Origin of the sequence: Glutamicibacter arilaitensis Re117 (assembly GCF_000197735.1) — a bacterium.
GTDB lineage: Bacteria > Actinomycetota > Actinomycetes > Actinomycetales > Micrococcaceae > Glutamicibacter > Glutamicibacter arilaitensis.
In genome coordinates, this window is sequence record NC_014550.1 from 1,693,928 (window position 1) to 1,710,705 (window position 16,778).

15 protein-coding genes are annotated in these 16,778 nt (G+C 60.5%); 8 read left to right on the top strand and 7 right to left on the bottom strand.

The annotated features are described in order from the left end of the window. Window positions 1–346: 346 nt before the first annotated feature. Genes AARI_RS08135 through AARI_RS08145 form a run of 3 tightly spaced genes read left to right on the top strand, consistent with a single transcriptional unit; the run spans window position 347 to window position 3,499 of the window. Complete coding sequence (locus AARI_RS08135) at window positions 347–1,408, top strand: acyl-CoA dehydrogenase family protein (RefSeq protein WP_013348831.1); 1,062 nt, start codon at window positions 347–349, stop codon at window positions 1,406–1,408. Then, window positions 1,402–2,772, top strand: coding sequence for a bifunctional PIG-L family deacetylase/class I SAM-dependent methyltransferase (locus AARI_RS08140; RefSeq protein ID WP_041648703.1), 1,371 nt, complete (start codon window positions 1,402–1,404; stop codon window positions 2,770–2,772). Before AARI_RS08135 ends, AARI_RS08140 begins: the two co-directional genes overlap by 7 nt. Further along, the gene (locus tag AARI_RS08145) at window positions 2,765–3,499 is read left to right on the top strand and encodes a glycosyltransferase (RefSeq protein WP_013348833.1); all 735 of its coding nucleotides are present in this window, start codon (window positions 2,765–2,767) and stop codon (window positions 3,497–3,499) included. Before AARI_RS08140 ends, AARI_RS08145 begins: the two co-directional genes overlap by 8 nt. 108 nt (window positions 3,500–3,607) lie before the next feature. Here AARI_RS08145 and AARI_RS08150 read toward each other — a convergent pair whose 3' ends face one another. The 4 genes from AARI_RS08150 to AARI_RS08165 all read right to left on the bottom strand — a co-directional run bounded on the left by AARI_RS08150 (window position 3,608) and on the right by AARI_RS08165 (window position 7,252). Further along, window positions 3,608–3,934, bottom strand: coding sequence for a hypothetical protein (locus AARI_RS08150; RefSeq protein WP_231849461.1), 327 nt, complete (start codon window positions 3,932–3,934; stop codon window positions 3,608–3,610). A 442-nt stretch (window positions 3,935–4,376) separates the two neighbouring features. After that, window positions 4,377–5,804, bottom strand: coding sequence for a phytoene desaturase family protein (locus tag AARI_RS08155; protein WP_013348835.1), 1,428 nt, complete (start codon window positions 5,802–5,804; stop codon window positions 4,377–4,379). Continuing rightward, complete coding sequence (locus AARI_RS08160) at window positions 5,801–6,331, bottom strand: hypothetical protein (protein ID WP_013348836.1); 531 nt, start codon at window positions 6,329–6,331, stop codon at window positions 5,801–5,803. The genes AARI_RS08155 and AARI_RS08160 overlap by 4 nt, the downstream gene beginning before the upstream one ends. A gap of 195 nt (window positions 6,332–6,526) precedes the next feature. Then, window positions 6,527–7,252, bottom strand: coding sequence for an esterase/lipase family protein (locus tag AARI_RS08165; RefSeq protein ID WP_013348837.1), 726 nt, complete (start codon window positions 7,250–7,252; stop codon window positions 6,527–6,529). A 270-nt stretch (window positions 7,253–7,522) separates the two neighbouring features. Between AARI_RS08165 and ffh the strand changes: the two genes are divergently transcribed. Next, window positions 7,523–9,088 (top strand): signal recognition particle protein, encoded by a 1,566-nt coding sequence (ffh, locus tag AARI_RS08170; RefSeq protein WP_013348838.1) that lies wholly within the window; start codon window positions 7,523–7,525, stop codon window positions 9,086–9,088. A 353-nt stretch (window positions 9,089–9,441) separates the two neighbouring features. On the opposite strand, the gene AARI_RS08175 is transcribed toward ffh, so the two are convergent. Together AARI_RS08175 and AARI_RS08180 are read right to left on the bottom strand one after the other, a co-directional pair. Continuing rightward, the gene (locus AARI_RS08175) at window positions 9,442–9,819 is read right to left on the bottom strand and encodes a hypothetical protein (RefSeq protein ID WP_193760142.1); all 378 of its coding nucleotides are present in this window, start codon (window positions 9,817–9,819) and stop codon (window positions 9,442–9,444) included. 236 nt (window positions 9,820–10,055) lie between these two features. Next, window positions 10,056–10,505 carry a hypothetical protein gene (locus AARI_RS08180; protein ID WP_013348840.1) on the bottom strand — a complete coding sequence of 150 codons (450 nt, stop codon included), beginning with the start codon at window positions 10,503–10,505 and terminating at the stop codon, window positions 10,056–10,058. Window positions 10,506–10,676: 171 nt separating this feature from the next. Here AARI_RS08180 and AARI_RS08185 point away from each other — a divergent pair, with 171 nt between their 5' ends. From AARI_RS08185 to AARI_RS08200, 4 genes are all read left to right on the top strand, one after another. Further along, window positions 10,677–11,240 carry a MarR family winged helix-turn-helix transcriptional regulator gene (locus AARI_RS08185; RefSeq protein ID WP_013348841.1) on the top strand — a complete coding sequence of 188 codons (564 nt, stop codon included), beginning with the start codon at window positions 10,677–10,679 and terminating at the stop codon, window positions 11,238–11,240. Between the two features lie 226 nt (window positions 11,241–11,466). Further along, window positions 11,467–11,742 (top strand): BAR domain-containing protein, encoded by a 276-nt coding sequence (locus tag AARI_RS08190; protein ID WP_013348842.1) that lies wholly within the window; start codon window positions 11,467–11,469, stop codon window positions 11,740–11,742. A gap of 332 nt (window positions 11,743–12,074) precedes the next feature. After that, a complete protein-coding gene (locus tag AARI_RS08195) occupies window positions 12,075–13,268 on the top strand; it encodes a hypothetical protein (protein ID WP_013348843.1) in 1,194 nt (397 codons plus the stop codon). Between the two features lie 144 nt (window positions 13,269–13,412). Then, a complete protein-coding gene (locus tag AARI_RS08200; protein ID WP_013348844.1) occupies window positions 13,413–14,612 on the top strand; it encodes an IS4-like element ISAar21 family transposase in 1,200 nt (399 codons plus the stop codon). 662 nt (window positions 14,613–15,274) lie between these two features. On the opposite strand, the gene AARI_RS08205 is transcribed toward AARI_RS08200, so the two are convergent. Beyond that, window positions 15,275–16,582 carry an ISL3-like element ISAar19 family transposase gene (locus AARI_RS08205; RefSeq protein ID WP_013347368.1) on the bottom strand — a complete coding sequence of 436 codons (1,308 nt, stop codon included), beginning with the start codon at window positions 16,580–16,582 and terminating at the stop codon, window positions 15,275–15,277. Window positions 16,583–16,778 lie beyond the last annotated feature (196 nt).

The following is a 16,778-nucleotide window of genomic DNA, read 5'->3' on the forward strand; positions in this document are numbered from 1 at the left end:
GTTTTGCACTTTAATCCCAACGGTGCAAATTCGATGGATGCGGCGCAGCGTGGTGCGTGCGGGCCCTGCGCGCATCGCCATTTTTCTGCGCTGGCTCACCGCGCAGCCGCACTACCCGGGCATCCGCCACTGGGTTCAGGCAGGGAGCGAAAGCAAGCGATTGCCACAGGGCGCACGCTTGGAAGTTTTCCAGCCGAGGCGCAGCTCTTGCTCCCGCTGTTTTCCAAGAATTGCAGCTGCACCCGGCGCGATGTTCCCGCGGTTATCAGGAGCCATTCAGCTGGGCCGAAGGTGGAATGGCTGTCACTTAGACTGGCCGAAAGTTCAGAGCAAAGAAGGAGGCCTGATGGACCAGCAGCCGGTCTCATTCAGTGCTGCGAACCAAAGATCTGGCAGCAAAAGCGCTGAAACGTGGTGGAACGGCGAAGCAGCGGTGCGTGCCGCCGCCGTACGCTGCCAGGGCAACCCCGAAGCGATGTTGCGCGCACTTCAAAGCGCACAAGGAGCACCTCCAGCACCGGCAGCCGGGGATACCCGGCGGCTCTGGGAACTGCTGGCCTCCGTGGCGGCCACCGACTTGGTCGCGGCCAGGACGCTGGAACCGCATCTGGATGCAGCAGGAATCCTCAGCCAAGCAGGCATTGGCTGGGAGGACGGAACCACCTGGGGAGTATTCGCCGCGCAGTCGCCCACAGCCAAGCTGGAAGCGGCCCGGCTTCCCGGTGGTGGATGGATGCTGAACGGCACCAAGCCCTGGTGCTCGCTGGCTGCACAGCTCTCGCACGCCCTGGTCACCGCCGGCACTCCGCACGGAGACCGGCTGTTCATGCTCTCCTTGCGCCAGACCGGGGTAGAACCGGCAACCGGGTGCTGGGTCAGTCGCGGCATGGCGCAGCTGCCCAGCGGCGCGGTGGACTTTGATGCTGTGCCGGCCCAACCGGTCGGAGAAGCCGGCTGGTACCTGACCCGTCCCGGGTTTGCAGTTGGCGGGGCCGGCGTGGCCGCCTGCTGGTTCGGGGGAGCAGTGGGAATCTACCGCCATTTGCTGCGCAGCGCCCAAGCGCGCACTCCCGACCAGCTGGCCCTTGCCTGGCTTGGCGAAGCAGAGCGCCTGCTGGCCGGGGCAGCCGCGATCCTGGAACATGCCGCCGGGCTTGCCGATGCCGGTCAATTGGATGCCATCGCCGCCCACCAGGTCCGCGGACAGGTAGCCGGGGCCTGCACGCGAATATTGCAGCTCAGCGGCCAAGCCACCGGACCCGGCCCGCTGACCGCAGATGAGGAACATGCTAGGCGCGCAGCAGATCTGGGAATCTACTTGCGCCAGCACCACGCGGCCCGCGATGACGCGGCGCTGGGCCAACTGGTCCTGGATAGCGCCGCCACGGCAGGAAGGAGCCCATGGTGAGCTTCACGCATCGAGAGCCCGGAACCTGTGCTGCCCGCTGGCAGCAGGCAGGACTTGAGCAGATTTCCGCACTGGAACCGGAAAAGCTGTTCAACGCGACCACATCGGTGATCGTGCTGGCTGCCCACCCGGATGACGAGAGCCTGGGAGCCGGAGGACTGATCAGCATGGCGCTTGAACGGGGCATAAAGGTGCACGTCATCGCCTGCAGCTTCGGTGAAGCATCGCACCCGGATTCCAAGACACACACCGCCGCACAGCTGGCCTCGCTGCGCAAGGCGGAGCTGGCTCAGGCCATGGACAGGCTGCAGCCGCAGGGAACGCACGCCGGGAAGCTGCACCTGCACTGCCTGGGGTTGGGCGACAGTCAGCTGGAAACCCAGCAGGAGCAGATCCGCGCGGCCCTTGAGCAGCACGCCGGCGAAGGTTGCCTGATTGCCAGCACCTATCGCGGCGATGGGCACCCGGACCATGAGATCCTGGGCAGGATCGCGGCAGCCTGCGCCGCCGCGCACGGTGCATGCCACCTTGAATTCCCCATCTGGTACTGGCACTGGGCGCAACCGGGCAGGCAGGTGGGCTGGAAGCATTGGCACCGGCTGGCCTTGGATGCCGCCGGCGCGAAGGCCAAGGGACGCGCTTTGGAGGCGCACCGCTCCCAAACCCTTCCGTTATCCGACTTGCCCGGAGATGAAGTGCTGCTGGGCGCAGGGTTCATGCAGCACTTCTCCCAAGGCGCGGAGATCTTCCGTGCCACTTGGCCGGGCCACAAGGACGCCGCGTCGGCTCCGGCCACCTTCGATGAGCTCTACTCTCAGCGCGAGGATCCGTGGGAATACCGCAGCAGCCGCTACGAGCAGCGCAAGCAGCAGATCCTGCTCGCCTCGCTGCCACGGGTAAGGTACGGAGCGGTCCTGGAACTGGGATGCTCCATTGGGGTGCAAAGCGCTGAACTGGCCCGCCGGTGCGCAACGCTGCTGGCCGTGGATGCCAGCGCCACGGCACTGGCCCAGGCCCGGGATGCGGTGGCTTCAATGGATCATGTCACCTTGCTGCAGGCCACCGTGCCCGAGCAATTTCCGCAACTGGAACCGGGCAGCGTGGAACTGGTAGTACTCAGCGAGATCGGCTATTTCCTGGCCGCGGACGAGCTGGATCAGGTGCTCGCCGACAGTGCAGATGCGCTGGCTGCCGGCGGAGAGCTGGTGCTATGCCACTGGCTTCACCCCATCGAAGGCTGGCCGCTGGACGGTGAAGCGGTGCACCGCATGGCTTCCGGGCTGGGGTTCGAGCGCATCGTGGAGCATCGGGAGGCGGATTTCCTGCTCGAAATACTACGCAAGCCAGCTGGTGCCCATGGGTAGGGGCCTGGCGGGGATGGCGGTGATCATCCCGGCCCATGATGAACAAGAGCGCCTGGGCTGCTGCTTGGATTCGGTGCGCGCGGCTATGGACCATCTGGCCGGTGCCTGCCCGCAGGTCGAGGCGATGGCCATTGTGGTTGCCGACAGCTGCAGCGATGGCACCGCGCAGATTGCCCGCCGGCATATCAGCGAAGACCCGCGGATCAGCTTGCAGCAGGTTGGCTACGGCAATGTCGGAGCCAGCCGGGCGGCCGGCGCACGCTACGCGCTGGCTGGCTTGGGTGAGCGGATGGATCCCGGTTCCATCTGGCTGGCCAGCACCGATGCGGATACTTCCGTCCCCGAGAACTGGCTGGCGGGCTTTGCCGAGCTTCACGCCAGGGGAGCAGATGCGGTGGTTGGAACCGTGCAGCCGGATCGCGGGGAACTCGATGAGGACCTTTTCAACCTGTGGCAGCAGGCCTACCATCCGGTCGAAGGGCATGGGCACATCCACGGGGCGAACTTCGGGGTGAGCGCCGCTGCCTATCTGGGGGTCGGGGGCTTCGAGCCGCTGGCGGCCCATGAGGACGTGGCGCTGGTGACGTCCTTGCGCCGCGCCGGTTACCGGGTGCAGGCCACGGCCCGGATGCAGGTACTGACCTCGGGGCGCTTGCACGGCCGGTTGCGCGAAGGTTTTGCCGACTACCTGGCCGGGTTGGATCACCAGATGCTGCGCGCCCGCTAGCGCAGCCCAGGGGATTGATGGCCTAGGGGCACAGGAAAAGCCCCCAGGGAACACTGCGGATACGCGTGTTTTCCCTGGGGGCTTCTGGCCGTGGTGGCGGTGCTGCTATCAGGAACTGCTGCCCGGGTGCTGCGCGGCGTACTTGCCGGCGAGCAGCTCGGAGTTGAATGCAGGCACCGCGTGGGCGACCGCACTGTACTGCCAATACTTCACGCGGAATGAGGTCATTCCGTTCTGCTCGGCTTCGTCGAACAAATCCTTGATCTTGGTGCGCGGTGCGCTGGGCCGAACCACTTCCAACACCGGTGAAGGCTCGGATATGTGCAAGAACTTCAGCTCGTCGGTTTGGGTTTCAACCATTGCGACCAGCACTGGACGCCTATGTACTGAAACCAGGCCCATCACATCGTCGAGCGGTTCCAAGGGCTGGGTCATGACTACTGGCATTCCCTGGGTCCAACCGTAGTTGCCTAGATGCCTTCTACCCTCGCGTGAGCCCAGAAGTTCTGCAACGCGTAGCGCTGTCTGGGACCTGACTAGCCTTCCTGGCATGTGAACTACCCTCCACTTCTAGACGATACTTCTCAATTCAACTGTGCGGTTCTCCATCCCCTCACTTCTCGTCGTTGCCCAAGAAGGCATCATGGGCGATGCGGCACGTGGTGGGGACTTGAGAAGAAATTATCATTGGCACGCCAACGAGTTGTGAAGACGCCCGAATTTTCAGGTAATTCTCAGGCTTTATTAGCTACTAGTCAGTAGATCCGTCAGGTAACTGAGACTTTTCGTAGCACGCAGCGGGATTTGCCAACGTCCATCCCTGGAAAATCGACCCCACGGCCGGTAAACAGAAGGCGCAGGCGAGCCAGGCAGTGGATCAGTTTTTGCGCAGGTCGTCCAGCGCACGGTGCGCCGCATTCCAGCCAGCCATGCCGTGCACTCCACCGCCCGGAGGAGTGGAGGAAGAGCACAGGTACAGTCCCGGCACGCCCAGCGAATAGGGATTGAGCGAAGGGGTGGGGCGGAAGAACTGCTGGGTGCCGGCTAGCGAACCGCCGCCGATATCCCCGCCCACCAGATTCGGATCCCACGCCTGCAACTGCGCCGGGCCGGTGTCCACCCGGTGCATGATCCGATCCCTGAAGCCCGGCGCGAACCGCTCGATCTGCGCATCGATCAGCGCTCCGGCATCCCCGCCATAGCCCTGGGGCACATGGGCATAGGACCAGATGACATGCTGGCCGGCCGGGGCACGGGAAGCATCAGCGCTTGAAGGCTGGACCACCATCACGAACGGGCGATCGGGCATGCGCCCGGATCCGACCTGGTGCTCGGCCTCGGCCAGCCGCGCGGCGTCACCGATCACATGCACCGTGCCGGCCTGCGAAGTGCGCGGATCGCGCCAGGGGATTGGGCCATCGAGCAGGTAGTCCACCTTGTAGGCCGCGGTGCCGTAGCGCCAGCGCTCGAACCGCCGGCGCAGGTTTCCGGGCAGCTGGTTGCCAGCGAGCTGCAGCACCTGGCGTGGGGTGAGATCCAAGAAGGTAAGCTGCGCCTCGGGGAGCTGGGCGAGGCTGGTGATCTGGTGCCCGGTATGGATCTGCACGCCCAGATCATCGAGCACCCGCAGCAGTGCCTCGATGATGCTCCCGGTTCCTGCCCGTGCCACTGGCCAGCCCCAGGACTGGCCCAAGGCTCCAAAGAGCACGCCGAAGCCCGAGGTGAACGGATGGGACAGCGGCAGCATGGAGTGCGCACTGGATCCGGCGAACAGCGCCGCGGCCTGCTTAGTCCTGAAAGCCGCCGCGCCCAGCACCTTGGCCGGAGGCAAGGCGCGCAGCCCGAACCGGGCCATCAGGATCGGATGCGGCGGGATGCCCAGCAGCGGGCTGGTGGCATTATCCAGAATCTTCTGTGCGTTGCGCACCAGCGGCTCATGCAGCAACCGCCAGGCCCGCGCATCGGATGGGAACTGCTCCATGGTTGCTTCCAGATCCTGATGCAGGAACACCGAATCAGCGTCGTCAAGCGGGTGGGCCAGCGGATAGTCGTGGAAATCCCATTCCAGCCCATGGCCAGCCAAGTCGAAATGCGCGAAAGCGCGGCTGCCATAGGCGAAGGGGTGGGCCGCCGCACCCAGATCCGCGATGGTGCCCTCGCCCAAGGTGCTGCCAGAAGCCGCCGCTCCGCCGGGATGCGGATTGCGCTCGAAGACCTGGACATCCCAGCCCTGTTCGGCCAGCACTGCCGCGGCGATCAGCCCATTGGGTCCGGCGCCGACAATATTCGCCTTGCCGGTCTTCAAGGGCGGCCCTCCTTCCGGCCGTGGTGAACTTGCGGGGCGAAACGCTCTGGCCAGGTCTCATCGCTCAGTGCCTTGAGCTGGCTGATCTGCGATTCTGCGCGATGCGACAAATCCTGTAGCAGCTCCTGGTCCAGCCGCGGATCATGCGGCAGCATCAGCAGCATCGTCTGCCACATGCGCAGCTTCGCGTTGAGCAGGCCGGTGAGCACATCGAGCTGCACCTGCGCGGCGGCCAGCTTGCGCATGCGCAGCGGATTAAATGGATTGACGTGCCCGGCGAGCTTTGCCGCCGGAGCCAGCAAGCGGGACATCGGCCGCTTGGTGCAGCCCAGCTGGTCCATGATCCGCTTCAGGTCATCCTGGTCGGCTTGGACCTGCTGGTGCAACGATTCGAAGCGCTTGGCATACGCAGTGTCCGCCCAGGTATGGTGGGCGGCCTTGAAATGATTCAGCCCGGATTCGGAGCCCAGCAGGTGTTCGCTCAGGTACCGGTGCATGGTCTTCTGGTCAATACTGGTGCGCGGCATTGGCTCATCCTCGTTTAATGTCATGGTCGCTTGGAGTGCTGCTGAGTGAAACGCTAGGGCACCATCAGGCACCGGCCAATGGGCGTCAGCTGATCTGCAGGTTGCACCCAGCAACGGGGAAACTGCCCGACTGGGCAGTCAGGAGAATTGAACGGTCGCACCAGGTGGGCGGCGTCGCGCAGCACCTTCCGCGGTTCAGCGCTCCAGGGATGCCGGAGGCGCCAAATGCTTGAGTACTGCATGGTGCAGGCGGACATCGGAAAGCAGGCGGAAGTGGCCCAGTGTGGGCAGTTTGATATTGGTGGCACCGGCTAGGTCGCAGCCACCTGGGATATGCGGGTCGAAGCTGCTGTAGATGGAGATGATCTTCGCATTCACGCTCAAGTTAGCCGAGAGCTTGAGCAATCCCAGGTCGTTGGGGGATAGCGAGCGCAAGGAACGGATGGGGGCGTAGCGCGCATAGCGCGACCCGGAGAACGGGGTGCTGATGGCAATCATTTTATTGACCCGGTAGCCCTGCAGCGAGGCGGCCATCAGGTACTTGCCGATCAGCCCGCCTTTGCTATGCGCTACCAGCACAGCATCTTCCAGCTGCATCTGTTGAAGATAGTCCGAAACCACCTCGGCCATCTGCGGTACCGAGCCACGGTTGTACCCCAGCTGCGGGATGACATGCACGCTGTGCCCTGCTTGGCGCAGCACTTCGGCCAGCGGGAACATGAATTTCCAGGGTTCCCAGATCCCGGGGATCAGCACCACCGGTTGGAGACGGGATACGCCGCCAGTGCGCAGGCGCTTGGCGGATGCGGCCGGCAACATGGAGCGCAGCTGCCAGGCTCCGGCGTACAAGTAGTCCTGCGCCCATGCCGCGGCCAGCTCGGTTCGCCGGGCAAGAGTACTGGCCAGGGCGGTTTTCTCCACCTGTATTCCTTTGCATTGTGCGGTGCTGCTGGAAACCGTTGGGACAGCAATGCGGTCCCAACAGCAATATGACCACAGACCTCGTGCTCAGCCCGGCAACGACATTGCCCGGCGGTGATAATAGCCCTCAGGTGAATCGGTCCACGAAGTTTTGACCACATCCGGCGCGCAGACGGTTAGCCGTGCGCCTGATTATTGATATTCTTAGGAGTTGAGTCCTGTGCGCTGTTGATGCGCACCACAAGACCTATCGAAAGAAGTGCCCGGCACGTGTTCAATTCACTTTCCGATCGCCTGACAGCAACCTTCAAGAACCTGCGCGGCAAGGGCCGCCTGACTGAAGCGGATATCGACGGTACCGCACGCGAGATCCGTCGCGCCCTGCTTGACGCCGACGTTGCCGTACCGGTGGTCCGCGGCTTCGTAGCCCAGGTGAAGGAACGCGCCTTGGGCGCCGAGGTTTCCGAGTCGCTGAACCCGGGCCAGCAGGTCGTCAAGATCGTCAACGAGGAACTCGTTGGCATCCTCGGTGGCGAAACCCGCCGCCTGAACCTGGCCAAGAACCCTCCAACGGTGATCATGCTCGCCGGCCTGCAGGGTGCCGGCAAGACCACCCTGGCCGGCAAGCTGGCCAAGCACCTGAAGGCTGAGGGGCACACCCCGATGCTGGTGGCCTGTGACCTCCAGCGTCCCAACGCAGTCAAGCAGCTGCAGATCAACGGCGAACGCGCCGGCGTTCCGGTCTACGCACCGCACCCGGGCGTCTCCTCGGAATTCGACACCCCCACCGGGGATCCGGTAACCGTAGCCCGCGACGGTGTCGCCGAGGCCAAGGCCAAGCTGCATGACATCGTCATCGTGGATACCGCCGGCCGCTTGGGCGTGGACACCGAGATGATGGCCCAGGCCGCGAACATCCGCGCCGCCATCAACCCGGATGAAGTGCTCTTCGTCATCGATGCGATGATCGGCCAGGACGCGGTCAACACCGCCCAGGCTTTCCATGAAGGCGTGGACTTCACCGGCGTCGTGCTCTCCAAGCTTGATGGCGATGCCCGTGGCGGTGCGGCGCTGTCGGTAGCTTCGGTCACCGGCAAGCCAGTGATGTTCGCCTCCACCGGCGAGAACCTGGACGACTTCGAGATCTTCCACCCGGACCGCATGGCTTCGCGCATCCTGGACATGGGCGACGTGATGACGCTCATCGAGCAGGCCGAGAAGAACTGGGACAAGACCGAAGCCGAGCGCATGGCGAAGAAATTCGCCGACCAGGAAGACTTCACCCTGGACGACTTCCTGGCCCAGATGGCCCAGATCAAGAAGATGGGCTCGATGAAGAAGCTGCTGGGCATGATGCCCGGCGCGCAGATCTCCCGCCAGCAGCTCGAGCAGTTCGACGAACGCCAGATCGACCGCGTTGAGGCCATCGTCCGTTCGATGACCCAGCACGAGCGCGTGGCTCCTAAGATCATCAACGGCTCGCGCCGCGCGCGTATCGCCAAGGGTTCGGGCGTTTCGGTCTCCGAGGTGAACCAGATGCTGGAGCGTTTCGCCGAAGCGCAGAAGATGATGAAGAAGATGGCTGCCGGCGGCGGCATCCCGGGCATGCCGGGGGCCGGCAAGGGCGCTGCCCGCAAGGCGAAGGCCAAGGGCAAGGGCAAGAAGCAGCAGAAGTTCGGCAACCCGGCCAAGGCCGCGCAGGCCGAGCTGGAGGCCAAGAACAAGAAGGCCGCAGCACCTACCGGAGCTTCCTTCGGCCAAGGTGCCAACCAGGACTTTGATCCTTCAAGCCTGAACCTTCCAGCAGGCTTCGAGAAGTACTTGGGCAATAAGTAGCCGATAGTCTACACAGGGCGGTGACCAGCGTTTACGCTGGTCACCGCCCTGACTGTTTTGCCTGGAGCGTTCCACACACATAGCTGACCGCATCGGTTGGCGATGGCCCGGACGCTGAGAGCGCCCACGGGGGCGGCCGACTCGCGAATAATCCCGGCGGGGTGACCCGGGTTGTGGGCAAGACCAGTGATTTCATTTGATCTTCCTGCCCAACGGCGCGCGCTTCCCCGATGGCGTCCGATGCCTCTGGGCCAGTCGCGAGAATTCGGGTGGATTCTCAGCGGTGAAGCAATAGCCGCGCTCACCGCTCCCTTCGGGATGCGGCAGGCGCGGCTATGGGGCTAGCAAGGTGCTTATCTGTTGGACGCCGCAGTGGCCAGCGCTGGCTTGACACCTTTTGTTGGCAGAGAATAGCGTGCAGTTGCGGTGTTCTGTGATTGCATAGCAGCGCACGCGGGAATTTTGTGGGCTACGGCCGTGTGCTTCCAGAACTTCATGCGGAACTCAATCATGAGGTCCGTCCCGAGGCGGTCAAAGAACTCTCCTACGGTGAGCCGATCTGAAGATGGCTTCGCCACTTGCAGGGCGGGTTGCGGTACGGTGACATGCATCAACTGCAACTCATCAGTTTGCGGATCGAGCATCGCTACCAGCACCGCACGCCCATGGATCGAGACCATGCCCATTGCATCGTTGAGGGATTCAGCTGGCTGCGTCATGACGATGGGCATTCCCGGAGTCCAGCAATAATCGGCTAGGTGGGCCTTGCCTTCACGGGTGGCGAGAAAATCAGCGACTCTGATTGCTGTCTGTGTTCGAACGATTCGACCTGGCATGTTAGATACTTCCCTTTCTTGCACTGCACATGAATGAAAATACTGATGCTTCCAGGGTCCGGGAGGTTATGTTGGCCTCGCACTGGACCCTGGTTTTAACGGTGGATTCTTCTTGCTAGGGGCCGGAGCTTCTAGGCCATGCTCAAAATCGAAGGTTGATCTTCCACAGCCATTCGCGGCCCGCTGGCCTGCTCGGCGGTGAATGGATGGTCCAGCCAGCTCTTGGGCAGCCCAGCGGGGTCTGCGTGTTCGGGGGATGCCAACAGGTTTTCCCTGCCGGCGACGGCGAACTGCAAATTCCGCACTTCAAACCGGACGCCGAGGTCCTTTTCCATCTGCGGCAGCAGAGTGCCGTTGGCGTACTGCATCAGATCAGACACGCTGTCTTCACTTTTCGAAGTGCATGCCAAGTTGACGGTCAGTTGATCTGGTGATCCGGTGATCGTGCAAATCGCTGAATGCACAGTGTCCTTGTTCTGGCACTGCTGGGAACCGAAGGCTGCGATCTTGTGAATCCGCGCCTGCCAGGCCTTGGCTTCGCGCGTGGTTTTTTCTAAGGGAACTGCTAGGGGCTTATTCATGTTCCGCTCCGATGATCGTAGCTGTTTCGTAGTAAGATATATGTAGGTAGGCTAACTATTAGCTAGGCTACATTAATATTTTCAAATTATGCAAGCTGGACTTCAAATAAGAGTGGATCCTACTTTTGGAGTTCACGGACTCGGCGTTGATATTGGGCGAAGGGAGTTCCCATGAGCAGTTTTAGAGCCAGCGGGTATTGGTACGACGAGGGCAGCTCGGTGCCCCAGGCCGTTGATTTGCTTAATCTCATGCGCAGGTACCGTGAGGCAGAGCGGAGCATGCGAGCACAGACTCGCGGTTCGATGGGAATGAACGAAACCGACATGTCTGCGCTCCGATTCCTGCTGGCAGCCCATCGCAAAGGCAAGATTCTCCGCCAGCGTGACTTCGCTGAAGAATTGTGCATCTCGAATGCATCTGTTTCGGCTTTGATCGACCGATTGTGCCGTGATGGCTACGCAGATCGTGTTGCACATCCCGCAGATCGTCGGTCCGTGGGCATCGTGCCCACCGAATACAGTGATACAGAAGTACGCGGAACGCTGCATAAGATGCACGAGCGAATGATCGAGGCGGCCGGTACGCTTTCCGAGAGCGAGCGTCTTGCCACGGCAAAATTTTTGAATGCCATGATCCGCAGTGTTCAGATCACTGATGAGCCAGGGCATTCCGCTCTGCGCGACTCAACGATGCCGCAGAGCACTGCATCTTCTCGGCAGGGGCATGGCACATAGCGTCAGCTCCTGCCCGTGGGGTATTTGGTTGCATTGGAAGGAAACGCTTGAAAGGTGACCATGTTGCTTCCTGCAGGTTGTCTCATTGGAAGAACGTGTGAGGCATCCAAGGTTCTGTCACCGAGTTCCTGAGTAAAACATTGTAGCCGCTGCCCTGCATCGCTCCTGCACATAAGTTCGGAACAACTAAAAAATTCCGCCCGTCTAACAAGTTAGGAAGATTCGAATGCCTCGAAAGCATATTGATGTCAGCGTCAGTCACGATGAGTTCGAAGATCTGAATAACGCTTTGGAAGACCATCGCGATAGTTTCAAGCAAATGGCTGAGGAAGCAATCGGCGGTTTCGGCTTAGAGCCCGAATATTGGGCAGGCCGGGCGCAGGAAGTCGAACGCCTGCGCAAGACGGTTCATGAACGCAGCACCGAGGAACGCGAACCGCAGGAGGGTGCCGATCCTGGTTCAGCACGAGGCCATGATTTCGAGTCCGATTCCCGCGAATAAGCCTCGTATGCGGATAGGGCGCGTTGGACTTCGAATGCGAAGGGGAATAGCCGCTGCGAGTCCATAATGGGCTGTTGCCGTGGAAGCGAGCAAACAACCAACGGGCAGGAATCATAGCCGGGATATGCCTTAGTCGAACCGTGTGGAGCCAATCCGCTTACCCATCACCGCGTCCACGGTGCCAAGTAGCAACTCATCGAGCCAGCTGGTCACGCTGTTGTTAAGGCTCTAAGCAGCCTGGCATGTTAGCGGTGTACTCGACGATGACTGGGGTAATCTCAGCCTATGATTGATTTATCTCTAAATCCAATCAATCAAAGGGGTTGCTTTTCGTGGATTCAACTGAGTTCAATTACCTCAACCTGGAGTTCATCTTCATGGGCGATAAGCCCGAAGTGGCACAGCTGGTACGCACCGCGCTAGCCGACCGCCGCCTGCTGGGCTTTATCGGCGGAGCTGTTGAGCGTGAGAATTCAACTCAAGTCACCGCCGAAGTGGCCACGGTAAGCGAAGCCCGTGATGCGGTGCTCTACCGCATTGATGCCAAGGGCAAGCTGCGCGAAGGGTCGCGCGTGACCAAGCTGGTCCACGAATTGAAGAACTCCACCGGAGCAAGCTACGTGTTGGTGGATGGGGATGAGATTGATGGCCCGACTCCGGATGATGAGGTCCTTGGGGACTTCGGCAGCACCAACGAGCTGCTGCACGGTCCCAAGCTCAAGGGCTCAGAGCTTGTGCTGGCAGCAGGATTCGCGGATAACGAGATCACTGTGTGGGACAGCGCCTCGGGACTGATGGCAATGCTGAAGGAACCTGTCTATGCCCCGAACATCTCGCGCTCGAACCGCCCGTTCTTGTCTTTGACTCGAATGGGTAATGTCATTTCGGCAAGCATTGAAGCCAAGGGATCACGCCGCGATATCTTCAGTTCCTCGCTGGGTATTGTGCTTGATCTGGAGCGCACGCCAATCCTTGAACCAGTTGCCGGTTCGCCGGCAGCATTACGGCTTGAGGAGCTAGAAAGCCTGCTCTATGGCTACGGTGAAGAGGATACCGAGCTGCTTGAAAAACTGATCTCAGATCCTGCGGCCCGTGCAGAAGCCCAGCAGCTATTGGCGCACTCTGCGGATTTGAAGGATTTGAAGCGTCTGCTTTCGCTCTTCGGGTTTGACCCGCGCAGCGTGGATTACCTCACCGGGCGCCCGCTGCCCGAAGACCGCCGAGTACTTGCCACCGGCAACCCGATCAAGACCCTGAGGGCAGCGTTGGCTGAGCAGGAACGTGAAGCCAAGGGAATCGAAAGGTTGCTGTACCGCCACAGTTGGAATCCCAAGGCGCTCATTGGCTCTGGCATCGCGGTGCTCGCATCCGGTTTGGTGGCGCATCAAGTTCTGGCACGCAGCCAGAAGTTCGAGTGGCTGCCCAAATCAGCACGCCAAGTCCTGATGGCGGCTTGGTATGCCGATGGCGCGTTCTACCTGGGCAAGGGAATCATTGACGCGCTGAAGGCCAAGCGCAGCAACTGAACGGCCAAAGAATTATAGATAGCGAGATGGGTCGCAGTTCATTTGAACTGCGACCCATCTCGCTATTTTAAGCGTTCAGTCTCTGGAGGTTCCCGCTAGCCCCAATACCGTTTACTTAGTGCATTCATGTGTTAATCTGCTCCCATGGCACGCAGCGGATGGATGAAACCCGTAGAACCAACACGACTTTCGGACCACGTCTCCTTAGGCGTACTAGCGAAGGTTTTCCCGCCTTCGCTGGTCAACGAGGTGGTCACCAAAGTCGGCGCCGGCGAGCAGCGCTCACGCCTGCTGCCCGCGTGGATGATGGTCTACTACGTGATGGCCCTGGCCTTGCATGCTGCAGCTTCCTACGAGGAGGTCATGCGCAACCTGCTCGGCGGTCTGCAATGGATTTCCCACCGTACTAGCGAATGGAGCATGCCTACCAAAGCAGCCATTTTCAAGGCCCGTACCCGTCTGGGCGCACCGGTGATGATCGAGCTGTTCGACCAGGCAGCCAAGCCCTTCGGGCTTCAAACCCCACGGGGGTTCCTGGCCGGGTTGCGCCTGGTCAGTGTGGACGGGACGACCATGGACCTTGCTGATACGCCCGCCAACGAGCGGGCCTACGGACGACCGGGAACGAACACCGAATTCAAGAGCGCTTTCCCTCAAGCACGACTCCTGGGACTGGTGGAATGCTCCACGCACGCCATTATCGGCGCGGTGACCGGGCCTTACACTACCGCGGAAAACGACATGTATCCCGGGCTGCACCACAAGCTGGATTCGAGCATGCTTCTGATGGCTGACCGCGGTTTCTTCAGCTACCGATCTTTCAAGGACAGTGCCGCAACCGGAGCCCAATTGCTCTGGCGGGTGCGCGGAAACATGGTCCTTCCCGTGCATGAGGAATTCGAAGACGGCTCGTACCTTTCTGCCGTCTACGAAGGGACCAAGGAACGCCGGAACAACGTGGATCCCATCCGCGTGCGTGTGGTGGAATACGCGGTCGGTGACGGAGAGAAGACCAGTGAATTCCGGTTGCTCACCACAATCTTGGATCCCGGTATCGCCTCGGCGCGCGAGCTGGCCGAGGCTTATGCGAAGCGATGGGAGATTGAGTTGTGCTTCAAGGAAATGAAAACCCATCAGCGCGGGCCTTCGGTGGTGCTGCGGTCGAAAACCCCTGAGGGCGTCCTTCAGGAAATCTATGGGTACCTTTGCGCTCACTATGCGCTGCGCACGTTGATTGGCGAGGTAGCTGCAGAGTTTGACGAGGATCCGTTGCGGATCTCATTCACCCGTACGTTACGGGCCGCCCGGCGTTCGATGGCCACGCGGCCCGGTTTTTACCCCTGAAAATCTGCGGACATCATTTGCCGCGTTCTGTTCAGAACTTCTTCACGAGCTATTACCCGAGCGTCGAGACCGGGTCAATCCACGTGTGGTGAAGCGGGAGATGTCTGGCTGGCTGGTGAAGAAAGTCCCGAAACCCGTTAAGTAAACGGTATTGCCTTTAGCTGGCAAAACGTTCAATAGATTAAGGCGGGTGGCGTGATTCATTTTGCTGGTGTGCCAGCTTCGTCACCGTGAGCGTAAGGCAAGTAGTCACCGGAACCGTTGTCGACGATCGCGGTCAAACCACCCTTGGTGGGCGCGCAACCTTCTATGGGCCGCAGGTTCGGTTGGCAGATGGAGGGGACACAGCGGTTCCATCAACTACGGTGTTCGAGTTCAATGCGGATTGAATGAGCAGCCCTGAAAACTACGCTGCAGAACACATATCAGGCAAAGCTCAAAGGCGGGGTCGAATATTGATTACTGCGCTGTTGTCGGATCATCACTTCAGATGGCACGGTCCTGGGGATTTGAGTTCTGTCATTCATTTCGCCGGTCGGACTGCCAGAGGACACAGTGATATCAGATGATTGTAATCAGTGTCACGCGTGTTTCTTGAATTCATGCTGATGTAAACACCACTACTCAGCTCTGAATGCGAGCCAATCATCTATGATGGCTCTTCAGGATTGAGGGTGTAAACGCCGTCTAAACCCACCGGTCTCCAACAACGACCGGGCGATATAGTGCGCCAGATTCTTGAACCCCAACGCGATACCTCGCAGATGCTCCAACCTGCCATTCAAAGCCTCGGTAGGACCATTCGAACTACCAATATGATCAAAGTACGCGAGAATGTCCGTCTTCCTCCTGCGCAGGGTGCCGCCGAGCTTTTTCAGCTCCGGCAACCCTTTCGGTACCTTCGTGCCAACTTCGTTGATCAGTTGCTCCAAGGCCCACCGTCCGACCTCGGGCTTCGGTTGCCGGTAGGCATCCACCATCTTCTGATACACGCTCCAGACCAATTGAACCGGCTCATACTCCGGCTCCTTGAACAGGTCTTCAAGCTTGGTCTTCTGCTTTTCCGTAGCCAAGGATAGTCCCGTGGTCAGCGTTCGCCTGCACTTGTAAAGCGGGTCATCCTTGCGTCCTCGACGCCCATGTTGCTCACGTTGAATCCGTTGCCGGGTCTGGTCCAGCGCCTCGGAACCTAGTTTGACTACATGGAATGGATCCAACACCTCCACCGCGTGGGGTAGCTCCTCGACGGCAGCTGTTTTGAAGCCGGTGAAACCGTCCATTGCGACGACTTCAATGCCCTGTTTCCATTGTTCTTCTTGATCAGCCAGCCAGGTTTTGAATACAGCTTTGGATCTTCCAGGGACCATGTCGATCAGTCGTGCGGTACCGGTGCCGTCACGCACCGCGGTGAGGTCCACAATCACGGTGACGTATTTGTCGCCGGTTCGGGTATGCCGCCAAACATGTTCATCGACTCCCAGCACTTTGACCCCGTCGAAGCGGGTTGGATCATCAATCAGTAAGCGTTGACCTTCAGCCAGCACAGCCTCATTGGCGGTATTCCAGGTGACGCCGAGGCCTTCGGCAATTCGGGAGACTGACAAGTGGTGGCAGACCAGTCCAACCAGCGCCCAGCGTAGCCCGGTCCTGCTGATTTTCTGGCGTGGCGCTACTGCTTGGGACAGCTCTTCACGCCAGACTCGTTGGCAATTGGCGCAACGGTAGCGGCGGTGTTTGATGACTAGGACAGTGGGACGCCAGCCCAATGGTTCGTGGGCGAGGCGGCGGGTGACGGTATCGCGTGGAATGCCTGCTGCTCCGCAGGTTTGGCACCAAGGGATCGGGTTGGTGACGTGGCAGAGGATTTCGGCTTTCGCTGCGCTCAGGTGTTGCCCGATTGCGGTCAGTCCCAAGCCGTCAAGATTGGTGAAAGTGGTGAGGTCTGGTGCGGTGAAGGTAGGATTGAGCAACGTCGAGGTCTTTCGAAAATGGCTAGTGTAGTAACTTCCATTCTTCTGGAAGACCTCGACTTTTTCGTGCTCGGCGACATGCCCGGGAATCGGGGTGTTGGTTTCAGGTGGTTACACTCTTATTCCTGAAGAGCCTCTATGATTTGAGAAGAATAGGAATCTATTTCTGTATTAGTTCTTCTGCAGCAGAGGTTGG